Annotated in this window: 19 protein-coding genes; 10 read left to right on the forward strand and 9 right to left on the reverse strand. The window is 66.8% G+C overall.

Features of this window, described 5'->3' with window-relative positions; translation table 11 throughout:
- Positions 1-67: 67 nt before the first annotated feature.
- The 4 genes from C8D03_RS11730 to C8D03_RS11745 all read left to right on the forward strand — a co-directional run bounded on the left by C8D03_RS11730 (position 68) and on the right by C8D03_RS11745 (position 5,139).
- Positions 68-1,903, forward strand: a complete 1,836-nt coding sequence (locus C8D03_RS11730) for a sigma 54-interacting transcriptional regulator (RefSeq protein WP_108051545.1) — start codon at positions 68-70, stop codon at positions 1,901-1,903.
- Positions 1,904-2,176: 273 nt separating this feature from the next.
- Positions 2,177-2,545: a DMT family transporter gene (locus C8D03_RS11735; protein WP_108046419.1), complete on the forward strand. Its 369-nt coding sequence runs from the start codon at positions 2,177-2,179 to the stop codon at positions 2,543-2,545.
- A gap of 138 nt (positions 2,546-2,683) precedes the next feature.
- Positions 2,684-3,688: an NAD-dependent epimerase/dehydratase family protein gene (locus C8D03_RS11740; RefSeq protein WP_108046420.1), complete on the forward strand. Its 1,005-nt coding sequence runs from the start codon at positions 2,684-2,686 to the stop codon at positions 3,686-3,688.
- The gene (locus tag C8D03_RS11745) at positions 3,685-5,139 is read left to right on the forward strand and encodes an aspartate aminotransferase family protein (protein ID WP_108046421.1); all 1,455 of its coding nucleotides are present in this window, start codon (positions 3,685-3,687) and stop codon (positions 5,137-5,139) included. The genes C8D03_RS11740 and C8D03_RS11745 overlap by 4 nt, the downstream gene beginning before the upstream one ends.
- A 181-nt stretch (positions 5,140-5,320) precedes the next feature.
- On the opposite strand, the gene C8D03_RS11750 is transcribed toward C8D03_RS11745, so the two are convergent.
- From C8D03_RS11750 to C8D03_RS11780, 7 genes are all read right to left on the reverse strand, one after another.
- Positions 5,321-5,659: a hypothetical protein gene (locus C8D03_RS11750; protein WP_108046422.1), complete on the reverse strand. Its 339-nt coding sequence runs from the start codon at positions 5,657-5,659 to the stop codon at positions 5,321-5,323.
- A gap of 114 nt (positions 5,660-5,773) precedes the next feature.
- Positions 5,774-7,087 (reverse strand): FAD-binding oxidoreductase, encoded by a 1,314-nt coding sequence (locus C8D03_RS11755; RefSeq protein WP_146170152.1) that lies wholly within the window; start codon positions 7,085-7,087, stop codon positions 5,774-5,776.
- Positions 7,084-7,974: a UbiA family prenyltransferase gene (locus C8D03_RS11760; protein ID WP_108046424.1), complete on the reverse strand. Its 891-nt coding sequence runs from the start codon at positions 7,972-7,974 to the stop codon at positions 7,084-7,086. Before C8D03_RS11760 ends, C8D03_RS11755 begins: the two co-directional genes overlap by 4 nt.
- 302 nt (positions 7,975-8,276) lie before the next feature.
- Positions 8,277-9,176, reverse strand: a complete 900-nt coding sequence (locus tag C8D03_RS11765) for a tellurite resistance TerB family protein (protein ID WP_108046425.1) — start codon at positions 9,174-9,176, stop codon at positions 8,277-8,279.
- Between the two features lie 176 nt (positions 9,177-9,352).
- Positions 9,353-10,189, reverse strand: coding sequence for an AprI/Inh family metalloprotease inhibitor (locus tag C8D03_RS11770; protein ID WP_108046426.1), 837 nt, complete (start codon positions 10,187-10,189; stop codon positions 9,353-9,355).
- Complete coding sequence (locus C8D03_RS11775; RefSeq protein ID WP_108046427.1) at positions 10,174-11,148, reverse strand: 2-hydroxyacid dehydrogenase; 975 nt, start codon at positions 11,146-11,148, stop codon at positions 10,174-10,176. The genes C8D03_RS11770 and C8D03_RS11775 overlap by 16 nt, the downstream gene beginning before the upstream one ends.
- Positions 11,149-11,335: 187 nt before the next feature.
- Complete coding sequence (locus C8D03_RS11780; protein ID WP_108046428.1) at positions 11,336-12,097, reverse strand: FadR/GntR family transcriptional regulator; 762 nt, start codon at positions 12,095-12,097, stop codon at positions 11,336-11,338.
- A 271-nt stretch (positions 12,098-12,368) separates the two neighbouring features.
- On the opposite strand from C8D03_RS11780, the gene C8D03_RS11785 reads away from it, so the two are divergent.
- The 5 genes from C8D03_RS11785 to C8D03_RS11805 all read left to right on the forward strand — a co-directional run bounded on the left by C8D03_RS11785 (position 12,369) and on the right by C8D03_RS11805 (position 17,709).
- Positions 12,369-13,427, forward strand: coding sequence for an ABC transporter ATP-binding protein (locus C8D03_RS11785; protein ID WP_108046429.1), 1,059 nt, complete (start codon positions 12,369-12,371; stop codon positions 13,425-13,427).
- Positions 13,428-13,490: 63 nt separating this feature from the next.
- The gene (locus C8D03_RS11790) at positions 13,491-14,798 is read left to right on the forward strand and encodes an ABC transporter substrate-binding protein (RefSeq protein ID WP_465246441.1); all 1,308 of its coding nucleotides are present in this window, start codon (positions 13,491-13,493) and stop codon (positions 14,796-14,798) included.
- A gap of 140 nt (positions 14,799-14,938) precedes the next feature.
- The gene (locus C8D03_RS11795) at positions 14,939-15,880 is read left to right on the forward strand and encodes a carbohydrate ABC transporter permease (protein ID WP_181301310.1); all 942 of its coding nucleotides are present in this window, start codon (positions 14,939-14,941) and stop codon (positions 15,878-15,880) included.
- Entirely contained in the window at positions 15,873-16,784 is a 912-nt protein-coding gene (locus C8D03_RS11800; RefSeq protein ID WP_108046432.1) for a carbohydrate ABC transporter permease, read from the forward strand. The genes C8D03_RS11795 and C8D03_RS11800 overlap by 8 nt, the downstream gene beginning before the upstream one ends.
- A 31-nt stretch (positions 16,785-16,815) precedes the next feature.
- Complete coding sequence (locus C8D03_RS11805) at positions 16,816-17,709, forward strand: NAD(P)-dependent oxidoreductase (protein ID WP_108046433.1); 894 nt, start codon at positions 16,816-16,818, stop codon at positions 17,707-17,709.
- A gap of 16 nt (positions 17,710-17,725) precedes the next feature.
- Here the strand turns inward: C8D03_RS11805 and C8D03_RS11810 are convergent, their stop codons facing one another.
- Positions 17,726-18,802 carry a LacI family DNA-binding transcriptional regulator gene (locus tag C8D03_RS11810; RefSeq protein ID WP_108051547.1) on the reverse strand — a complete coding sequence of 359 codons (1,077 nt, stop codon included), beginning with the start codon at positions 18,800-18,802 and terminating at the stop codon, positions 17,726-17,728.
- Between the two features lie 98 nt (positions 18,803-18,900).
- Between C8D03_RS11810 and C8D03_RS11815 the strand changes: the two genes are divergently transcribed.
- On the forward strand, positions 18,901-19,818 hold the full coding sequence (locus C8D03_RS11815; RefSeq protein ID WP_108046434.1) for an NAD(P)-dependent oxidoreductase: 918 nt from the start codon (positions 18,901-18,903) through the stop codon (positions 19,816-19,818).
- 19 nt (positions 19,819-19,837) lie between these two features.
- On the opposite strand, the gene C8D03_RS11820 is transcribed toward C8D03_RS11815, so the two are convergent.
- Positions 19,838-20,581: an aspartate/glutamate racemase family protein gene (locus C8D03_RS11820; protein WP_108046435.1), complete on the reverse strand. Its 744-nt coding sequence runs from the start codon at positions 20,579-20,581 to the stop codon at positions 19,838-19,840.
- Positions 20,582-20,639 lie beyond the last annotated feature (58 nt).

The raw sequence follows: 20,639 nt of genomic DNA on the forward strand, positions 1-20,639 counted from the left end.
ACCTTCCCAGCCCCCGCCTTTGCAGGCGGCAGCCCTGCACCCGCAGACGACCTGGCTGTTCGAGAGCATGGTCGATGCCGCGTTGGCCGTGGACGTGCTGTCGGGGCGGATCCTGGCGGCGAACGAGGAGGCGCGGCGCCTGTTCACGCCGCTGGAGCGCGACCTCGTCGGCGCCTCGGTGATGGCGGTCTTTCCGGGACAGGCGGCGGCGCTGACCGTGTTCACGGAAGCCGTGCTGCACAAGGGCCGCTACTGGACGCGCGCGCTGGCCCCGCTTTGCGCCGATGGCGGGCCAATCCATGTCGAATGCATCGGCTCGCGGCTGCTGACGCAGCCGGACCCCTCCGTGCTTTTGACCTTCTACGATCTCGACCTGCGCCACCGGCGCGATCTCGACGCCGAGGCCGAGCAGCATGTCCGCGGCGGGCTCAATGAGTGGCGGCGCACCGAGCGGCTGTTCCAGGAGATCGAGCGCAGTAACCAGCTCATCCTGCGCGCCGCGGGCGAGGGCATTTTCGGCGTCAATGCCGAGGGGCGGACGACCTTCGTCAATCCGGCGGGCGAAGCGATGCTCGGCTGGGAGACCGGCGAACTGATCGGCCGCGACATGCATGCCGCGGTTCATCATCACCGGCCGGACGGCACGCATTACCCGCACCAGCAATGCCCGATCTATGCGGCCTTCCGCGACGGGGCGGTGCATCATGTCGAGAACGAGATGTTCTTCCGCAAGGACGGCTCGGGGTTCTGGGTCGAGTACACCTCGACGCCGATCCGCGACCGCGGCCGGCTGGTCGGGGCCGTCATCATCTTCCGTGACATCAGCCAGCGCCACGAGGCCGACGAGCGCCTGCGCGCGGCGCTGGCGGAGGTCGATACGCTGCGCGAGCGGTTGCAGCGCGAGAACGCCTATCTGCAGGAGGAGATGCGGCTGGAGCGCAACCATCGCGGCGTCGTCGGCCGCTCGGGCGCGATCCAGAAGACGCTGAGCCAGGTCGAGCTGGTGGCGCGTACCGATGCCGCCGTGCTGGTCACCGGAGAATCCGGCACGGGCAAGGAGCTGATCGCCAGCGCGATCCACGAGGCGAGCGAGCGTAACGCCCGCCCGCTGATCCGGGTAAACTGCGCCGCGATCCCGCGCGAACTGTTCGAAAGCGAGTTCTTCGGCCATGTGAAAGGGGCATTCACCGGCGCGCTGCGCGACCGTGTCGGCCGCTTCGAGCTGGCCGATGGCGGCACGCTCTTCCTCGACGAGGTCGGCGAGATCCCGCTGGAGCTCCAGGGTAAGCTGCTGCGGGTGCTGCAGGAGGGGCAGTTCGAGCGTGTCGGCGAGGAGCGCACCCGCCATGTCGATGTCCGCATCATCGCCGCGACCAACAAGGACCTGCGCCGCGAGGTGCGTGAGGGCCGCTTCCGCGAGGATCTGTATTTCCGGCTCGACGTCTTCCCGATCGTCTCGGTGCCGCTGCGCGAGCGTGTCGAGGACATCCCGCTGCTGGCGCTGCATTTCCTGAGCGGGGCGCAGCGCAAGCTCAAGGTCGAAGGGCTGATGCTGAGCGAGGGCGATGCACGCCGGCTCTGCGCCTATGACTGGCCGGGCAATGTCCGCGAACTGCAGAATGTGATCGAGCGCGCGGCGATCCTGGCCCGCAACGGCCGCCTGTTCGTCGCCCTGCCGGAGAGCGGCCGGAGCCCGTTGGCCAGCCTTGTGCCGGCACCGGCGGCGGGCGCGATCCTGACCGAGCCCGAGCGGCGCGAGCGCGACCGCGCCAGCATCCAGGCGGCGCTGGAGAGTGCCGGCGGCAGGATCAGCGGGCCGAACGGGGCGGCCGCGATCCTCGGCCTGCCGGCGACGACGCTGGCCTCGCGGATCAAGACGCTGGGGATCAGGCGCGGCGGCTGAAGCGAAATCATCGATCGTCCGTCGCTGTTCCGCGACGATCTGAACACGGCTTGTGCCGGGGGCTCATGCGAACCTCGGAGGGCGCCTGCCGCCGACCTCGGAGATTACCGCAACTTTCCGAAATCGCGTCAGTCTCATCTTAACGTTACGCCGAGGTAAGACCCGCGGCGTAAGGCATTTGAAGTATTTTCCGCGCCATCCAGAGGCCGAAGCCAACCTTGTATCGGGAGACTTTCTTCCGGTCCGAAGACTTGTGGAAAAGCCCGAGCGCCGATGAACGCCTATATTCCCCTGATCCTGTTCACGGTGCTGACCAATGCCGCCGCGCAATTGATGCTGAAGCGCGGTATGACCGGCGTGGGCACGCTCGACGTGGCCGGCGACGGGCTGATCTGGACAGTTTTCCGGGTGGTCTTCAACCCCTTCGTCTTCGCGGGGCTTTGCACCTTTGTCATCAGCATGGCTTCGCATCTGGTCGTGCTGTCGAAGGTGCAGATCTCCTACGCCTACCCTTTCCTGAGCCTCGCCTATGTCGTGGTCGCGGCCTACGCCTACTTCGTCTTCAACGAGGATGTGGGCGCGGCGCGGATCGCGGGCATCGGCTTCATCGTGCTCGGCACGATCTTCATCGCACAAAGCTGAGGGACATCATGGATCTGATCGTTCGCCTGTTCCTGCGCCTCGGCGCCCTGCTGGAGCCGAAACCGGTGCTGGTTCCCGTTCCCGTGCCGGTGCGCAACCAGCGCCCGCGCCTGCCCGCCTAAGCCGGAGAGCGCGCGCGTGAAACATATCATCATCGGCGGCGACGGCTTCGTCGGCTCGCATCTGGCGGCGGACCTCGCAGCCATGGGCGAGGCGGTGCTGGTCGCCGACATCGTCAAGGGCAACCACGCCCATTACGCCACGGTGCCGTTCCACAAGATCGACGTCACCGATCAGGACAGCGTCGACGGCATCCCGCTCGACAAGGACGACCTCGTCTACAATCTCTCGGCCAAGATGCTGTCGCCGATCGTGACGCGGGCCGAGCGGCATGATTTCTTCTGGCCGGTGAACTATCACGGCACGCAGAACATCCTGAGCTGGATGGAGAAGCGAGGCGCCAACAAGCTCGTCCACTTCACCACCGACATGATCTATGGCCATTCGGTCACCGTGCCGCAGGATGAGAACCATCCGGCCCGTCCGCTCGGCGAATATGGCGAGAGCAAGCTCGCGACCGAGACGCTGGCCCAGACCTATCGCGACAAGGGCTTCCAGATTCCGATCTTCCGGCCGCGCCTGATCATCGGGCCCGGGCGCCTCGGCATCCTGGTCAAGCTGTTCAAGCTGATCGACATGAACCTGCCGGTGCCGATGATCGGTTCAGGACGTAACCCCTACCAGTTCATCTCGGTGTTCGACTGTGCCAGCGCCTGCGTCGCGGCCTGGCAGGCGGGCTTCCCCAATTCGGCCTATAATCTGGGTTCCGACGATCCGCCCCCGGTGAAGAAGCTGCTCGGCGACCTGATCAAGCATGCCGGTTCGAAGTCGATCCTGCTGCCGACGCCGGCTGCGCTGGTCAAGCTGACGCTGAACGCGCTCGATGCGGTCAACCTGCCGATCATGGATCCCGAGCAATACATGATCGCCGACGAGATCTGCATTCTCGACACCTCCAGGGCCAAGCGCGAACTCGGCTGGACGCCGATGCATCGCGACGAGGACATGCTGCTCGCCGCCTACACCGAATACCGCCGGGGCCTCGATGCCCATCAGCAGAGCCAGAGGAGCCTCGCAGCATGAGCATGCCCGCCTTCAAGAACGACGATGTCGCCGTGACGAACATGCCCGCGCGCCCGAAGCTCTACAGCGTCGAGGACGCCAAGCAACTCGACGTGCAGACGGTGAAGGAGCTCTTCACCAGCCATATCAATCCGGGCCAGGTGCATTTCCTGAAGCTGCTCGGCTTCGACAAGATCCTCGTCGATCGCGCCGAGGGCATGCACTACATCACCAGGGACGGCCGCAAGATCCTCGATTTCTTCGGTGGTTTCTGCTCGGTCGCCTTCGGCCACAACCATCCGCGCATTGTTGCGGCAAGGAAGAAGTTCCAGGACGAGAACCGCCATGAGATCTGCATGGCGTTCATGTCGCAATACGCTTCGGCGCTCGCCGCCAACCTCGCCGCGATCTCACCCGGCGATCTCGACATGGTCTTTCTCGGCTCGACCGGCTCGGAGGCGATGGAAGCGGCACTGAAGGTCGCCGAGCAGGCGCAGGGACCGGGCAAGTCCAAGATCCTGCACGCGGCGAACTCGTTCCACGGCAAGACCAAGGGCGTGCTCTCGGTCACGGATTCGACGCTCTACCAGTCGCAGTTCAAGCTGGTCGAGAACCGGGTCAAGGTGCCGTTCGGCGACATCGAGGCGGTGCGGCAGGCGCTGGAGAGCGATCCTTCCATCGGCATCGTGGTGATGGAGACGATCCAGGGTGGCGGTGGCATCGTCGAGGCGCCGCTGGGCTTCTGGCGTGAGCTGCGCGCGCTCTGCGACAAGCACGGCGTGCTCTGGGTCGCCGACGAGGTGCAGTGCGGGCTCGGGCGCACCGGCCAGTTCTTCGCCTTCGAACGCGACGGCGTGGTGCCGGACGTGACCGCGCTGGCCAAGGCGCTCGGCGGCTCGAAGGCGGCGATGGGCGCGATGATCGCGCGCCGCGAGCTGTACATGAAGGCCTATGGCAAGCCGAAGACCGCGCTGATCCATGCCCAGGCCACGTTCGGCGGGATGGGCGAGGCCTGCATCTCGGCGATCGAAGGGCTGAACGTGCTCTATGAGGAAGACCTCATGGGCAACGCCCAGCGCCAGGGCGATTACCTGATCGCGCGGCTGAACGAATTGCGCGTCAAGCATCCGAGCCTGCTCAAGGAGATCCGCGGGCGCGGCCTGATGATCGGTGTCGAGTTCCAGGACATCAGCGAGACCATGCCCTTCGGGCTCAAGCATATGGTCGCGCTGCTCGACGACAAGCTGAAGGGTTCGCTCTGCGGCTTCATCGGGGCGCTGCTGCTGAAGGATTACGACGTGCTCGTTGCCTTCACCGAGTACAACCGCAACGTCATCCGGCTCGAGCCGCCGCTGATCGCGACGCGCGAGGATTGCGACACCTTCATCGATGCGCTGGACGACCTGCTCTCGCGCGGCATCACCCGCATTGTCACCGACTATCTGCGCAAGGTTGCGGTGGCGAAGGGCTGAATTGCCTGACTGAGATCGTTGCGAAAGGGCCGGTTCGCCGGCCCTTTTTCGTTGTCGCGACGCCAAACGAAAAAAGGCTCCCGGCGCGAGCAGGGAGCCATAGTGGGGAGGGGCTCGATCAATCCGTGGAGGGGGCGGCGGCCCTGCGGGTTCCTGGCCCCGGGCCGCTGAACCGCAATGCTCAGTAGTAGCCGCAGACGCGGCGGTAGCCGACGACCTCGCCGTAGCGGTTGATGCGCTCGACCATCTCGCAGCTGCGGCCGCCGTAATAGCCACCGGAGTAGCCATAGGCCGGGCGGGTCGCGCCGGCGATGATGGCGCCGGCTGCGATCGCGCCGACGATGCCGGCACCCGCGCCCCAGCCATATCCGCGGCGACCCCAGTAGCCGGCTTCGGCGGAGGTGGCGGTCAGGGTGGTGCCCAGGGTCAGGGCGGTCAGGGCGGCCATCGTCACGGTCTTGAAGCGGGTCATCGTCTTGATCTCCCAGAATGTCTTGGGGGCGAACCATTCGCCCTTCATGACCGTTGGTCGCGGCGGGCGGCGGGGAGGTTCAAGGCGATGGAAAGATTTTTTGTGGACCCTCCGCCCTCATCAGGATGAGGGCTTGGGTGCGGGACGCACTTCGGAACGAACTCAGCCGGCCGTGACGCGCCGCCAGAAGCTCGACGAGAAACCCGGGTCGATATGTGCCGCGAAATCGCGCCAGTGCGGGAAGGAGGCCTCGAAGGTCGCGGGCGACATGCGGGCGTCCTTGTAGGGGTTGACGCGGCCGCCCGCGGCCAGCGTGACGGCGTCGAGCTCGTCGAGAAGCCTGGTCGTGCGCGCGCCGCGATTGGGGACGTCGAGCGTCAGCGTCGCGCCCGCAAGCGGGAAGGACATCATTCCGGGTGAAGGCACGTCGCCGAAGAGCTTGAGCACGGTGAGGAACGAAGCCTCGCCGGCGGCGAGCGTCCGCCGCAGCATCTCCTCCACGGCATCGCGCGCATGGGTCATCGGGATAGCGCACTGGAACTGGCGCAGGCCGTTCGGCCCATAGGCGCGGTTCCAGTTGCGGACCCGGTCGAGCGGATAGAAGAACGGGCGATAGGCGATGCGCCGCGGCTCCGGCGAGCGTGGCTGCATCGCGCGGTAGAGCGCGTTGAAGGCGCGCAGCGTCACGCGGTTGATCAGCGGGACCGGCGGCCTGATCGGGAAGGGCAGGCTGCGCCTCGGGCGGCTCGGCGGCCGGTTCGAGGCCGGCGCGTGGTTGGCGCGGAAGAACACGCCGCGCCCGAAACCCGAGCCGCTTGCGAGCGCGTCGACCCAGGCGACGGTGTAGTCATGCGTCGCATCGGATTCTGCGGCGATGGCGAAGAAGCGGTCGAGCCCGTCGAAGTGGATGGCCTCCTGCTGCATCTCGGCGGAGGCCACCGGCATGAGTTGCAGCGTGACCTGCGTGATCAGGCCGGTGAGACCCATGCCGCCGATGGTGGCGGCGAAGAGCGCGCCGTTGATGTCGGGCGCGCAGGTCAGCCGCCGCCCGTCCGAGCGCACGAGTTCGAAGGCGCGAACGTGGCGGCCGAAGGTGCCGGCACGATGATGGTTCTTGCCGTGGACGTCGTTGGCGAGCGCCCCGGCGATCGTGACGAAGCAGGTGCCCGGAGTCACCGGCGGAAACCAGCCGGCGGGCACGACGAGCTTCAGCAGGTCATCCAGCAGGACGCCGGCCTCGCAGGAGACGAGCCCACTCTCGCGGTCAAAGGCGAGAATGCGGTCGAGGCGGCGCGCCAGGATCAGCCGCCCGCCATCGTTCAGGCAGGAATCACCATAGGAGCGGCCATTGCCGTAAGCCAGGACGGGCCCGCGTTGCGGCGACGGGTCGGCCATCCACGCCTCGGGGGCGAGCGGCTGGCTGCCTTGCGCGGCCAACCCGCCCCAGGAACGGATGTCGGATCGCGCGCCGCTCACGGAAGCAGGGTCGCCGCGACCATGATCACGAGCACGGTCGCGCCCGTGACCTGGCTGCGCCAGTCGCGGATCATGAAGATGAGCGGATCGTCCGGCATGGCCCCGCGCCGCGCCAGGAACCAGATCCGCGCCATCTGGTAGAGGATGATCGGGCAGACCAGCCAGATCAGTTCGGGATGGCGATAGAGTTCCTTAACGGCGGCGCTGTCGACATAGAGCGCCATGATCAGCGCGCAGGTGCAGCCGGAGGCCATGCCGAGCTGCGAGAGCGCCTCAATGTCCTCGGCATGATAGCCGCGCCCCGCCTTCTTCAGACCGGACTGGTCCTGCGTGATGCGCAGCTCCGCATAGCGCTTCACCAAGGCCAGGCTCAGGAACAGGAACATCGAGAAGGCGAGCAGCCACGAGGAGAGCGGAATCGCCGCGGCGGCATTACCGGCGAGGATGCGCAGGGTGTGCAGGGCGGCCAGGCCGAGCACATCGACCAGCAGCTTGCGCTTGAGGACGAAGAGATAGGCCAAAGCGAGCGCGAGATAGGCTCCGAGCGCCAACAGGAAAAGCTTCGGCTGCGGCAGCAGCCAGGCGAGCGCGAAGGCGGTGACGAGCAGAACGGGCACGGCTGCATAGGCCTGGCGCTCGGTGATTTCGCCGGCCGCCAGCGGGCGCTTGCATTTCGTCGGATGGCGCCGGTCGGCCTCGACATCGACGATGTCGTTGAGGAGATAGATTGAGGAGGCCAGCAGGCTGAAGGCCAGGAACGCGATGGCGCCATGGCCGATCGCTGCAATGTCGAAGACGTCATGGTTGAGCAAGATCGGAACGAATACGAGGCCGTTCTTGAGCCAGTGATGCGGCCGCATCGCCCTGATCAGCGCAGTCAAAGCCATAGCCGTGTCTCTTTTTCCCTTGCGCCGTTATTGCGTCCGGGCGCCGATGACATGCTCCGGGCGAGCGTCTGCCGACAGTGAGCCGTTCTGGCGCCTGCCTTACTCGCCGATAAATCCTAAGTCCGGGTGGATGACGGGGGGCGGAGGCCGGTCATTCGGCTGCCATGATTAACAGCCGCCTGACACCGTGACGCGACGATCCGCGATGGCATGCAGTGCAGGCCGCAGCCGCCGCTCGGAGAGCTGCGGCTGCGGCGCGAGCGATTGGACGCCGGGGATGCCCGGGACGATCCGGGCGTGCGTCAGACCTTCGCCGCGCTGGCGGCGGCGTCGATGTTGGCGACGAGTTCGGCGTCGAGGCCGAGCGAGGCCGCCAGCCCGGCGAGGAAGTCCTTTTCCTTCGGCGTGTCCGGATTGATGGCGATGCGCGCCGCCGTGTAGATCTGCGCTGCCAGCTCGGGGCTTTCGGCACCCTCGACCAGGGTTTCGACGGAAGCCGGATTGGCCATTTCCCTGGCCAGCCACTCATTCGCTTCCTGATCGAAACCGGCCTCGCGCAGGCCGCCCAGGATGGCGGCGCGCTCGTCGGCATCGATTGCTCCATCGGCCGCGGCCGCGGCGATCATGGCCTGGATAAAGACGAGCGCGGTCGCCTCGCTCGCGGCTCCCGGCTCGAAGCCGGTGCCGGAGGGGGCGGGCAGAACCTCGGGGCTGCCGATATCGAGCATCGGCTTGCCGGACTGGTAGTTCTGATAGGCCTTGTAGGCGAGGCCGCCGATCAGAGCCATGCCGCCGAGACGGGCAGCGGAGCCGACGACGGCCCGGCCGGCCGACGAGCCGAAGACCAGTGCGCCGAGGCCGCCGAGCACGGCGGTCGCCATCGCCGGGTTCTTGTCGAACATCGCCTTGGCCTGGGCCAGCACATCCTGCGCCGAGCGCCCGCCGGAGACCTGGCCCAGCGCCTCGCCGGCCTTCTGCTGCACGCCGGTCTGGCGCGCGGCATCGCCGACGCCTTGCGTCGCCTGCGTCAGGATCTGGCCGGCCATGCCGGCGAGCCCGCCGACGCCGCCGCTCTTCTGAACCTGTTCGGCGAGGCCGCCCAGGATGGAGCCGAGCGTGCCCGTCTGGCCCTGGCCGCGAGGCTTGCCGGCCTGGGTGCCAGCGCTGACGAGGGCATCGAGAAGGGATTTGGCGTTGAACATCAGGCGATCCTTTTGTCTGCGCCCCGGCTTCGGGCGCGTCGCGCCGATCTAGGAACGATCAGGCCCGATCGCCAGAGACGCGCTGCAACATCCCGTTTCAGCCTAACCTAACGGCAGGTCGGGGCTCTCACAATCGGGACCAATGGCTGATGCCATACGCCCCGGTCGTGTTCCGATCAGGGCGCGAGCCTGCGCAGCAGAAGCGGCGCGCCGACCGCGGGGTCCTTGCGCCACTGGCCGTTCTCGAAGACGAGTTCGACGCCGTGGCCTTTCCGGGCGACCAGCGTGAGCCGGCCGGCCAGATAGCGCCAGCCGGCGGGATCGAAGATCGCGAGCCCGGTGTCGCTGCACAGGCCCTCGAAAGCGGCCGGGCCTGCAGCCGGCGCGCCGGTGGCCGCAGGGCTCAGGACGATGCGACAGGCTTCGCGGTCGGGCTGGCGCATCACCGCGTAGCGACCGGGCAGGGTGTCGGGTGCTGGCGCGCGGGCGGGATCGACGAGGGTCGGGCGCTGGGCCGCCGTTGCGGCGAGTTCGGCCGGGCTGGCGACGGGGCGCCGCGCTGCGCGCGGATGGTTCTTCGAGGCCAGCGCATAGGCCTTGCCGTCGGAGCCGCTGCCGGTGAAGCCGCGCTCGGGAGCGCCGTCGCGGAAGGCGATCACCGTCTTGCCCTGTGCATCCTGCAGCCGCAGCCCGCCTTCCGGCGCGAGGTTCCAGCCGGTCACGGTGTCCAGGATCGGCAGGGCCCGGCGGCACGTCGCGGGAAAGCGGAGCTGGCGGCCCTGGGGCGCCGCCTCGGCGCCGAGCGTGACCGTGCAGCCGCGCGAGGCGCCGGGCATCTCGAGATCCCAGGCGCCGAGCAGGGCGCGGATTGCCTCGGGCGCCCGGTCCGCGCCGCGCGGCGGCGGGGCGGTCTGGGCGTGGAGACCGGCTGCAGGGAGAAGGCTCCCAGCCGCCAGAAGCGGCAGGGCTGCCAGCGCAGCGAGGCGCATCCGTCCGGTCAGGCCTTTTTCCATGGGGTCTCGGCAACGGGCGTGAGCGGGCCCTTGTCATCGAACCAGGAGAGCAAATTGTCGACCAGGAGCTGGCCCATCTGCTCGCGGGTGTGGACGGAGGCCGAGCCGACATGGGGCAGCAGCACGGCATGCTCGATCGCGATCAGCTCGGCCGGCACGCGGGGCTCATCCTCGAAGACGTCGAGGCCGGCCGAGAGGATGGTCTTGTTCTGCAGTGCTTCGACCAGCGCCTTCTCGTCAATCACGGTGCCGCGCCCGACATTGACGACGATGCCGTTGGGGCCGAGCGCCTTCAACACCTCGGCATTGATGATGTGATGGGTCGAGGCGCCGCCGGGCGCGACCGAGATCAGGGTGTCGACATCGGCCGCCATCTCGACCAGCGAGGGATAGTAGCGATAGGGGACGTCCGCCTGGCGCGAGCGGCCGTGATAGGCGATCGGCAGCCCGAAAGCCTCGATGCGGTGGGCCACAGCCTTGCCGATGCGGCCGAGGCCGACGATGCCGACCGAGCGCTTGCGCAGCGAGGTCGTCAGCGGATAGGCGGCCTTCAGCCACTTGCCCTCGCGCAGATAGCGGTCGACCTGCGGCAATTGCCTGACGGTCGAGATCAGCAGGCCGATGGCGAGGTCAGCGACCTCGTCGGTCAGGACGTCGGGCGTGTTCGTGACGATGAGGCCGCGTCGGCCGGCCTCGGCTGCGTCGACATGGTCGTAGCCGACGCCGAAGCTCGAGATGATCTCAAGGTTGGGAAGCGCGTCGAACAGCGCGCCATCGACCCGGTTGTGGCCGCCGCCAGCGGCGATGCCACGCACGCGTCCGGAGATCTCGCGCAGGAAGGCCGCCTTGTCCTCGGCCTTCCACAATTCGTGAACGGCGTACTGGGCCTTCAACTGGTCGGCGGCATAGGCCATCAGCGGGCCGGTCATCAGGATTTCGGTGGCGTTGGGCCGTGTCATGGGGGACGTTTCCGTAGGCTTCGGGTGATGGTCGGGCGGCTTGATCAGGCGAATATGAATCGATTAGATGTTGCCGGATAGGGCGGTCGCATGGAAGCTGCCGGCCTCGCTGCGATCATCGTCGGGCATCCCACCACGCCGCGCGCTGCCGACAAAGCGCAGATGGCGCATATATAGTATGATTTAATCATGCCGTTTTGTGGATCGCTGCCGTCGCGCCCGGGGTCAGGAAGGCCAGCGTCGTGTTCAGGCTGTCGATCACCAGCGCCGTCATCCGGGCCGATGCGAGGTCGCTGTCGCGCTGGATGATCGCGTCCAGCACGCGTTCGTGATCGACCAGGGAGGCGATGAAGAAATCGCGGTCGTCGACCGATTTGAGCAGAAGCGACCACTGCACCGTGGCCGCGACAGCGCTGGCCAGACACATCAGCGTGGCGTTGTGTGAAGCGGCGAAGACGGCCTCGTGGAAGGCCAGATCGGCGCGGATCGTCGCGTCGGCATAGGGCTGGTTGTCGGACATGCCGCGGTAGGCGGCCTCGATCCGCGCAATGTCGGTGGGCGTGCGCCGCTGGGCTGCCAGCCTCGCGGCGGCAGGCTCGGCGAAACGGCGTAACTCGAAGAGATCACGGATAAATTTCTCGTTCGGATCGGCCTCGAAATGCCAGGAGAGGACGTCGGGATCGAGCAGATTCCAGCTATCGCGAGGGGCTGCTCTGGTGCCGCTCTTGGGCCTGGCCTCGACCAGCCCCTTGGCGGTCAGCACCTTGACGGCCTCGCGATAGGCGGTGCGGGAGACCGAAATGTCGGAGCGCAGATCGTCCTCGTTGGGAAGCAATTCGCCGGCCTTGACGGCGCCGGTGATGATGGCGACAGCGAGCTTCTGCGCGACCTGGCCGAAGAGGCGGTCGGGGTTGAGGGTCGTCGGCCGCGAATAGTCGCGCACCCGCATCGTCTTGGCGCCTCTTCCGTTGCTGCAGGCATCCGGTGGACCCACCTGCCGCCTTGCGTCCCGCGCTTGACACGCCTGTCTGTATGGTATGACTTTATCGCAGATGAAGTCCGACGCAAGGGACCGTCCCTCCTGAACGAGGCGCGGTCCTTAGCCGACGGCAGCCTTCATCGATCGGTCGCAACAGGCCGATAGACGATGCGACTCGGACTCTGCCGGAAATGGCGGATCACCGGGTCCACGGGGAAACGAAGTTTAGGAGAGGGCCCACATGGCCTCAGTCCAGATTGCCGACGTGCGCAAGGCCTATGGCGCGACCCAGGTCATCCACGGCGTCGACATCGATATCGACGACGGCGAGTTTGTGATCCTGGTCGGGCCGTCGGGCTGCGGGAAATCGACCCTGCTGCGCATGATCGCCGGGCTGGAGAACATCTCCGGCGGCGAGATCCGGATCGGCCCGCGCGTGGTCAACGACGTGCCGCCGAAGGAACGCGACATCGCCATGGTGTTCCAGAACTATGCGCTCTACCCGCATATGACGGTCGCCGACAACATGGCGTTCTCGATGAAGCTGCGGAAGGCGCCGAAGGCGGAGATCGACGAGCGCGTCGGCAAGGCCGCCGGTATCCTCGGGCTCGACAAGCTGCTCGACCGCTATCCGCGCCAGCTCTCGGGCGGGCAGCGCCAGCGCGTCGCGATGGGCCGCGCCATCGTGCGCGATCCGCAGGTCTTCCTGTTCGACGAGCCGCTCTCCAATCTCGACGCCAAGCTGCGCGTGCAGATGCGCACCGAGATCAAGGAGCTGCACCAGCGCCTCAAGACCACGACGGTCTACGTCACCCATGACCAGATCGAGGCCATGACCATGGCCGACAAGATCGTGGTGATGCATGACGGCATCGTCGAGCAGATGGGCGCGCCGCTCGAACTCTACGACCGGCCGGCCAACCTGTTCGTGGCGGCCTTCATCGGCTCGCCCTCGATGAACCTGCTGAAGGGCACGATTACCGCCGGCGGCTTCGAGACCGAGGGCGGCGTCGTCTGGCCGATCGGCAGCCATCCGGCCGATTCCAACGGCAAGGCCGCCGTGTTCGGCATCCGCCCGGAGCATATCCAGCTCGATCCCAACGGGCTGAAGGCCGAGGTGGTGGTCGTCGAGCCGATGGGGTCGGAGACCCAGGTCGTGGTCCGCTGCGGCGGCCAGACGCTGACTTGCGTGTTCCGCGAGCGCATCACCGCAAAGCCCGGCGAGAGCCTCGGCATCACGCCCGACACCAATGTGACACATCTCTTCGACGCCGGCACGGGGAAGAGAATCGTGACCTGAAACGGCCGGACAACCCGGTTCAAGACGGCCACTCGAAGAGCCGTCGAACCTTATCCAGGGAGGATGAACATGAATTTCGATCGCAGATCACTGCTCAAGGGCGGTGCCGCTCTCGGGCTGGGCAGCAGCGCGAACTTGCTCGCCTATGCCAAGGCCTGGGCGCAGGCCTCGCCCTTCAAGGTCGAGCCCAACGCCAAGATCAACCTGATGCGCTGGAAGCGCTTCGTGGAGGCGGAAGACGTCGCTTTCATGAACCTTGTCGCAGCCTTCGAGAAGGCCACCGGCGCCAAGATCACTGTCACCAACGAATCCTATGACGATCTCCAGCCGAAGGCTTCGGTGGTCGCCAATACCGGGCAGGGCCTCGACCTGGTCTGGGGCCTGTATTCGTTGCCGCATCTGTTCCCGCAGAAGTGCATGGACCTCACCGATGTCTCGAAATATCTCGGTGAGAAGCATGGCGGCTGGTTCCCGTCGGCGGAAGCCTACGGCAAGCTCGGCAACAAATGGATCGGCATTCCGATCGCGGCCAGCGGCGGCCTGATGAACTACCGTATCTCCTCGATCAACAAGGCCGGGTTCAAGGAATTCCCGAAGGACACCGCCGGCTTCCTCGAGCTCTGCAAGGCGCTGAAGGCCAACAACACGCCGGCTGGCATGGCCTTCGGCCACGCCTCGGGCGACGCCAACACCTGGATGCACTGGCTGCTCTGGACCCATGGTGGCAACCTCGTCGACAAGAACGACAAGGTCATCATCAACACGCCCGAGACCGCCAAGGCGCTGGAGTACGCCAAGGCGCTCTACGACACCTTTATCCCCGGCACCGCCTCGTGGAACGATTCCTCGAACAACAAGGCCTTCCTCGCCGGCGAACTGCACACCACCGTCAACGGCATCTCGGTCTATGTCGCGGCCAAGAAGGAAAAGCCCCAGATGGCTGCCGACATGGACCACGCCTACATGCCGATCGGCCCGATCGGCAAGCCGACCGAGCTGCACCTGCCCTTCACGATGCTGGCCTTCCAGTTCACGAAGGTTCCCAACGCCTGCAAGGCCTTCATCGCCTTCATGCTGGATTCGCCGCAGTTCAACCCGTGGATCGGCGCGGCGCAGGGCTACCTGTCGCACTTCCTGGCCGAATACGACAAGAACCCGGTCTGGACGGCCGATCCGAAGACGACGCCGTTCCGCGACGTTGCCAAGCGTACGCTGACCCCGGCCGGCCTCGGCACGCTGGGTGAGAAGGCCGCCGCGGCGATCGCCGACTTCATCGTGGTCGACATGTTCGCGAACTACGTCACCGGCCGCGAAGACATCAAGGGCGCCATGGCCGGCGCCGAGCGGCAGGCCAAGCGCATCTATCGCTGAGCCGCAATGCCTGACGAGGCGGCCCGCTCCGGCGGGCCGTCCTTCGCCCCCTTTCGCGACACGACATCACAGTCCGGCCCGGTGGCCGGACCGATTTCCCGCATCACATCGGACCCGCGATGGCCAATTCCGCAGTCGAGATGCCGGCCCGCCTGACGCCGTTCAGAAGCGAGCGCACGACCTGGCAGAAGCTCAAGGCCAGCCCCAACTGGCTCGGCTTCTGGTACATGGTGCCGGCGATGGGCATCCTGCTCCTGTTCCTGGCCTATCCGCTGGGGCTCGGCGTCTGGCTGTCCTTCACCGACACCAAGATCGGCCGTGCCGGCGAATTCATCGGGCTCGAAAACTACGAATGGCTCTGGGACGACAGCGTGTTCTGGACCTCGGTCTTCAATACGCTGCTCTATACGACCGTCGCCAGCGCCGCCAAATTCGTGATCGGGCTTTATCTGGCGCTGCTGCTCAACAAGCACCTGCCGTTCAAGGCGATGATCCGCGCTGCCGTGCTGATCCCCTTCATCGTGCCGACCGTGCTGTCGGCGATCGCGTTCTGGTGGATTTATGACAGCCAGTTCTCGATTATCTCCTGGTCGCTGCGCCAGCTCGGCTGGATCGACCACAACATCAACTTCCTCGGTGACCCTTGGAATGCCCGCTGGTCGACGATCTTCGCCAATGTCTGGCGCGGCGTGCCGTTCATCGCGATCACGCTGCTCGCGGGCTTGCAGACGGTCTCGCCCTCGCTCTACGAGGCTGCGACGCTCGACGGCGCCACGAACTGGCAGCGCTTCCGCCACATCACTTATCCGCTGCTGACGCCGATCATCGCGGTGGTGATGACCTTCTCGGTGCTGTTCACCTTCACCGATTTCCAGCTCATCTGGGCGCTCACCCGGGGTGGGCCGGTCAACGCCACGCATCTGATGGCAACGCTCTCCTATCAGCGTGCGATCATCGCCGGCCAGCTCGGCGAGGGCGCGGCGATCTCAACGGCAATGATCCCCTTCCTGCTCGCGGCGATCGGTATCGCCTGGTACGGGCTCCAGACGCGCAAATGGCAGCAGGGTGGCAGCAATGACTAGCATCGATGCGGGCCAGGACAGCCCTGGCCGCCAGGCGACCCCCGACCATAGCGAGGGCATGGGCTATCTGGAGACGCTGCCCCGGCGCGTCGTCACGACCTATATCCCGCTCGTCCTGATCCTGATCGTCCTGCTCTTCCCGTTCTACTGGATGGCGCTGACGGCGGTGAAACCCGACCATCAGCTCATCGAGATGGACAAGGTCAGCCCGTTCTGGACCTGGGAGCCGACCTTCAAGCACATCTACAAGCTGCTGTTCGAGAGCGACTACCCGCGCTGGCTCTGGAACACGATGTTCATCGCGACCTGCGCCACCTTCATCTCGCTGGTCGCGAGCGTGCTCGCCGCCTATGCGATCGTGCGCCTGCGCTTCAAGGGCGCGGTCACGGTCGGCGCGCTGATCTTCCTGGCCTATCTGGTGCCGCCCTCGATCCTGTTCATCCCGCTCGCCACGGTGATCTACAAGGTCGGCCTGTTCGACACGCCGCTGGCGCTGATCCTAGTCTATCCGACGATCCTGATCCCGTTCTCGACCTGGCTCCTGATGGGCTATTTCAAGACGATTCCCTACGAGCTCGAGGAATGCGCGCTCATCGACGGCGCGACGCGGGCGCAGATCCTGATCAAGATCATCCTGCCGCTGGCGGTGCCGGGGCTGATCTCGGCCTTCATCTTCTCCTTCACGCTGTGCTGGAACGAGTTCATCTACGCGCTGACCTTTCTGTCATCGACGCAGAACAAGACCGTGCCGGTGGCGATCGTGAACGAGTTCGTCGATGGCGACATCTATCGCTGGGGCTCGCTGATGGCGGGCGCACTCGCGGGCTCGCTGCCGCTGGTCATCCTCTACGCCTTCTTCGTCGAGCATTACGTGTCGGCGATGACCGGGGCGGTGAAGGAATAAGTCGCGGCACAGCCTTTGAGAGACGCATAGAATGACGACCTCCATCGCCTTCATCGGGCTCGGCGCCATGGGCGCGCCGATGGCCGAGAACCTGGTCAAGCGCCAGTTCCGCGTCACCGGCTTCGACATGCGCGCCAGCGCGCGCGAGGCTTTGGTTGCCGCAGGAGGGCATGCCGCCGGGAGCGCTAGGGCGGCGGCCGAGGGCGCCGGGGTTCTGGTGCTGATGGTGGTGAATGCCGCGCAGGCGCGCTCCGTCCTGTTCGAGGCCGGGGCGATCGAGGCGCTGGCGCCGGGCGCGCTGGTGATCCTGATGGCGACCTGCCCGCCGGGCGAGGTCGAGGCTATCGCCGCCGAAGTGGCGAGCTCCGGACGGCATCTGGTCGATGCGCCGGTCTCGGGTGGCGTCAACGGTGCGCGCGGCGCCACGCTGACGATCATGGTCGGCGCGCCGCAGCAGAGCTTCGACCAGGCGCGGCCGGTGCTGGAGGCACTCGGCGACAAGGTCTTCCATGTTGGCCAGACCCCGGGCCAGGGTGCGACGGTGAAGACGGTCAACCAGCTCCTCTGCGGCGTCCATATCGCGGTCGCAGCCGAGGCGCTGTCGCTCGCCGAGAAGGCCGGCATCGACGGAAAGCTGCTGTTCGAGATCATGGGCGGCTCGGCCGCCTCGTCCTGGATGCTGCGCGACCGTGGCCCGCGGATGCATGAGCCCGACCCGGCGGTGGCGAGCGCGGTCGACATCTTCGTCAAGGATCTCGGGATCGTGCTCGATGCCGGGCGCGCGGCCAAGACCGCCCTGCCGTTGGCTGCAGCCGCCCACCAGATGTTCCTGGCCTCGTCTGGCCTCGGTCATGGCGGGCGTGACGATTCGCAGGTGGTGCGGGCCTATCGCGCGCTCAACGCCCGGCCCGCGAACGATGCGTGAGCCGCCGCCCGGCGCCTCAGCTCCGCGGTGGCGTGGTCGTGCCGCGAATGACGAGCGCCGGCGTGAGAAGCAGGCGCCGCGGCGGAGCGTCCGGAGCGGCGATGCGGCTGATCAGGAATTTGGCCGATTTTCTGCCCATCTCGTCCTGGAAATTCCGGATCGTCGTCAGGGCCGGGTACCACTGCGCCGCTTCCTGAACGTCGTCGCAGCCGACGATCGAGAAATCGATGCCGGCCTCGCGCCCGCGATGACGCAGCCCGAGCATCGCGCCGAAGGCGGAGAGATCGTTCATGCAGACGGCGGCCGTCGGCGGGTCCGCCGCATCGAGCACGGTCTGGATGCCTTTCGAGCCATTCTCGCGGGTGCCGTGACCGGCATAGACGAGGCTCGGATCGACGGGAATGCCGTAGCGCGTCAGCACCTCGCAATAGCCGAGATAGCGGTTGCGTCCGGTCGAGATGCGCTGGTTCTCGCAGATGAAGGCGATGCGGCGATGGCCGAGCCCGATCAGGTGCTCCATCGCCAGAATGGTGCCGTGGCGATCATTGGAGCCGACGAAGTCGAGGTCGTCCCGGATCGAGCGGGAGAGCTGTACGATCGGCACACCGGCCGCGATCAGATGGGCGAAGGTCTCCGGCGTGCTGCCGCCCGCGGCGCAGAGGATCATGCCGTCGGGGCGGTATTCCTTGAGCGTGTTGAGGACCCGGTCCTGCCGGGCGAGATCCTCGCCATAGGTGCCGAGCAGGATCGAGCGGCCGTTTGCCGTCGTGGTTTCCTCGATCGCGGCAAGAAGTTCGGCGAAATAGGGATTGGTGATGTCGTGGAAGCCGACGCCGAGGATGTTGGTGCGGTCGGTGCGCAGCGAGGCGGCGCTGCGGTTATAGCTGTAGCCCATCTCCCGGGCCATCTGCTGGACGCGGCTGCGCGTCGCTTCCGCCACCAGCGGCGAGCCGCGCAGCGCCAGCGAGACGGTCGCGGTCGAGACGGCCAGACGATCCGCGATGATCTGCAGCGTGACGCGGCCACGCCCGCCCGGAACCGCAGGCTGCAGCCTGATGGGAGACCCGGCGCCGATGGGGCCGCTGCTGGTCATGACGCTCTTCTCCGCGGCCGGACGCAAACGCCCGACAAGCTGTTCCTGGCCAGGCAATCCGCCATGTCGACAGGTCATTCTCATATAAGCAGGGGAAATTGAAGATGACTGCAACCAAAGAGTCGGTCGGCTTCATCGGCGTCGGGCTGATGGGCCAGGGGATGGCGCGAAACCTCGTCGACAAGGGGTTTCCCCTGACGGTGATGGGGCATCGCAACCGCAAGCCCGTCGAGGAGCTCGTCGCGGCCGGGGCGAAGGAAGCGAAGACGCCGAAGGAACTGGCCCAGAACGCCACGATCATCTTCCTCTGCGTGACCGGCTCGGCCCAGGTGGAGGCGGTGGTCAACGGCCCCGACGGCATCGTCGCGGGGGCCAAGCCCGGTACGGTCGTGATCGATTGCTCGACCTCCGACCCGACGGTCACCGTCAGGATCGCCCGGGAACTGGAGGCCAGGGGCCTTCATCTGGCCGATGCCCCGCTCGGCGGCACGCCGGCCCAGGCGGCGCTCGGGCAGCTTTCCGCCATGGTCGGGACGACGCCGGAGGTCTTCGCGCGGATCAGGCCGGCGATCGAAGCCTGGGCGCAGAAGGTCGTGCATCTCGGCCCGGTCGGCGACGGCCACAAGATGAAGCTCCTGAACAACTTCCTCTCGATGGGCTATGCCGCAATCTATGCCGAGGCGCTGACCCTGGCGCAGAAGATCGACATCACGCCGCAGACCTTCGACAGTGTGCTGCGGGGCTCGCGGATGGATTGCGGCTTCTACCAGACCTTCATGCAATATGTGCTCGAGCGCGACCGCGACGCCCACAAGTTCACCCTGGTCAATGCGCTGAAGGATGTCCGCTATCTCGAGAGCGTCGCCAATGCGGCGGGCGTTCCGAACCCGATCGGCAATGCGGTGAAGAACAGCTTCGCGCTCGCCGTGGCGGCCGGCAAGGGCGACGACTACGTGCCGATGTTGTCCGACTGGGTCGCATCGCAGAACGGCATCTCGCTGGGCAGGAAAAGCTGAGGCGGGGCGGGCGGCTCGCTCAAGGGCGCGCGAGCAACTCCGCGAGGCTCTCGGCGAGTCCGGTGCTGCCGATCGGGGCCGGCGAAGCGAGATCGCCGGTCGCCTGCTTCTTCGGCGGATCGCGCAGCGCCGCCAGCACGGCCTGAAGCCCTGCCTCTGCCGAGCAGATCACCGGCAGGTCGAGATGCGGCTGGATGCGGGCCGCGAGACCGGCGAGGCCGGCGCCCCCGAGGATGACGGCGCCGGCGCCGTCACGCGCTGCCGTCCGCCGGCAGGCCTCGGCCAGAAGCGCGATGGCGCCGTCGGGATCGCGCGCGATCTCGGCGCCTGTCGGGGCAACGGTCTCGACCGCGGCGAGACGGTCGCCCAGGCCCAGCATGGCGACGAACTCCCGCAGCATCGGCCCCCAGCGCTCGCCGCCGGTGACGATCGAGAAGCGCTCCGTCAGCGCCGCCGCCGCCAGGCAGCTTGCCTCGGCCATGCCGATGACGGGGATGCGGGCCAGTTCCTTCAGCGCCAGCAGGCCGGGGTCGCCGAAGCAGGCGAGATAGACCGCGTCGCAAGTCCGCCCATGCTCGGCATAGGCCTCGATCGCGGCATGGCCGGCGATGGTCGAGGCCGCACGGCTGGCGATGTAGCGCGCCCCGAAGCGCCCGGTGACCGGCACGAGGCTGACGCCGGCCGGCAGAAGCGGCGCCAGCACCCGCTCCATGAGCGCCGTGACCTCGGTTGTCGTGTTGGGGTTGATCAGCAGGATGCGCAAGGCGGCCTCGGAGCTTGGCTATAGGGGCGTGACTATGGGGACTTGACGATGGGGCTCG

The organism is Bosea sp. 124, assembly GCF_003046175.1.
GTDB lineage: Bacteria > Pseudomonadota > Alphaproteobacteria > Rhizobiales > Beijerinckiaceae > Allobosea.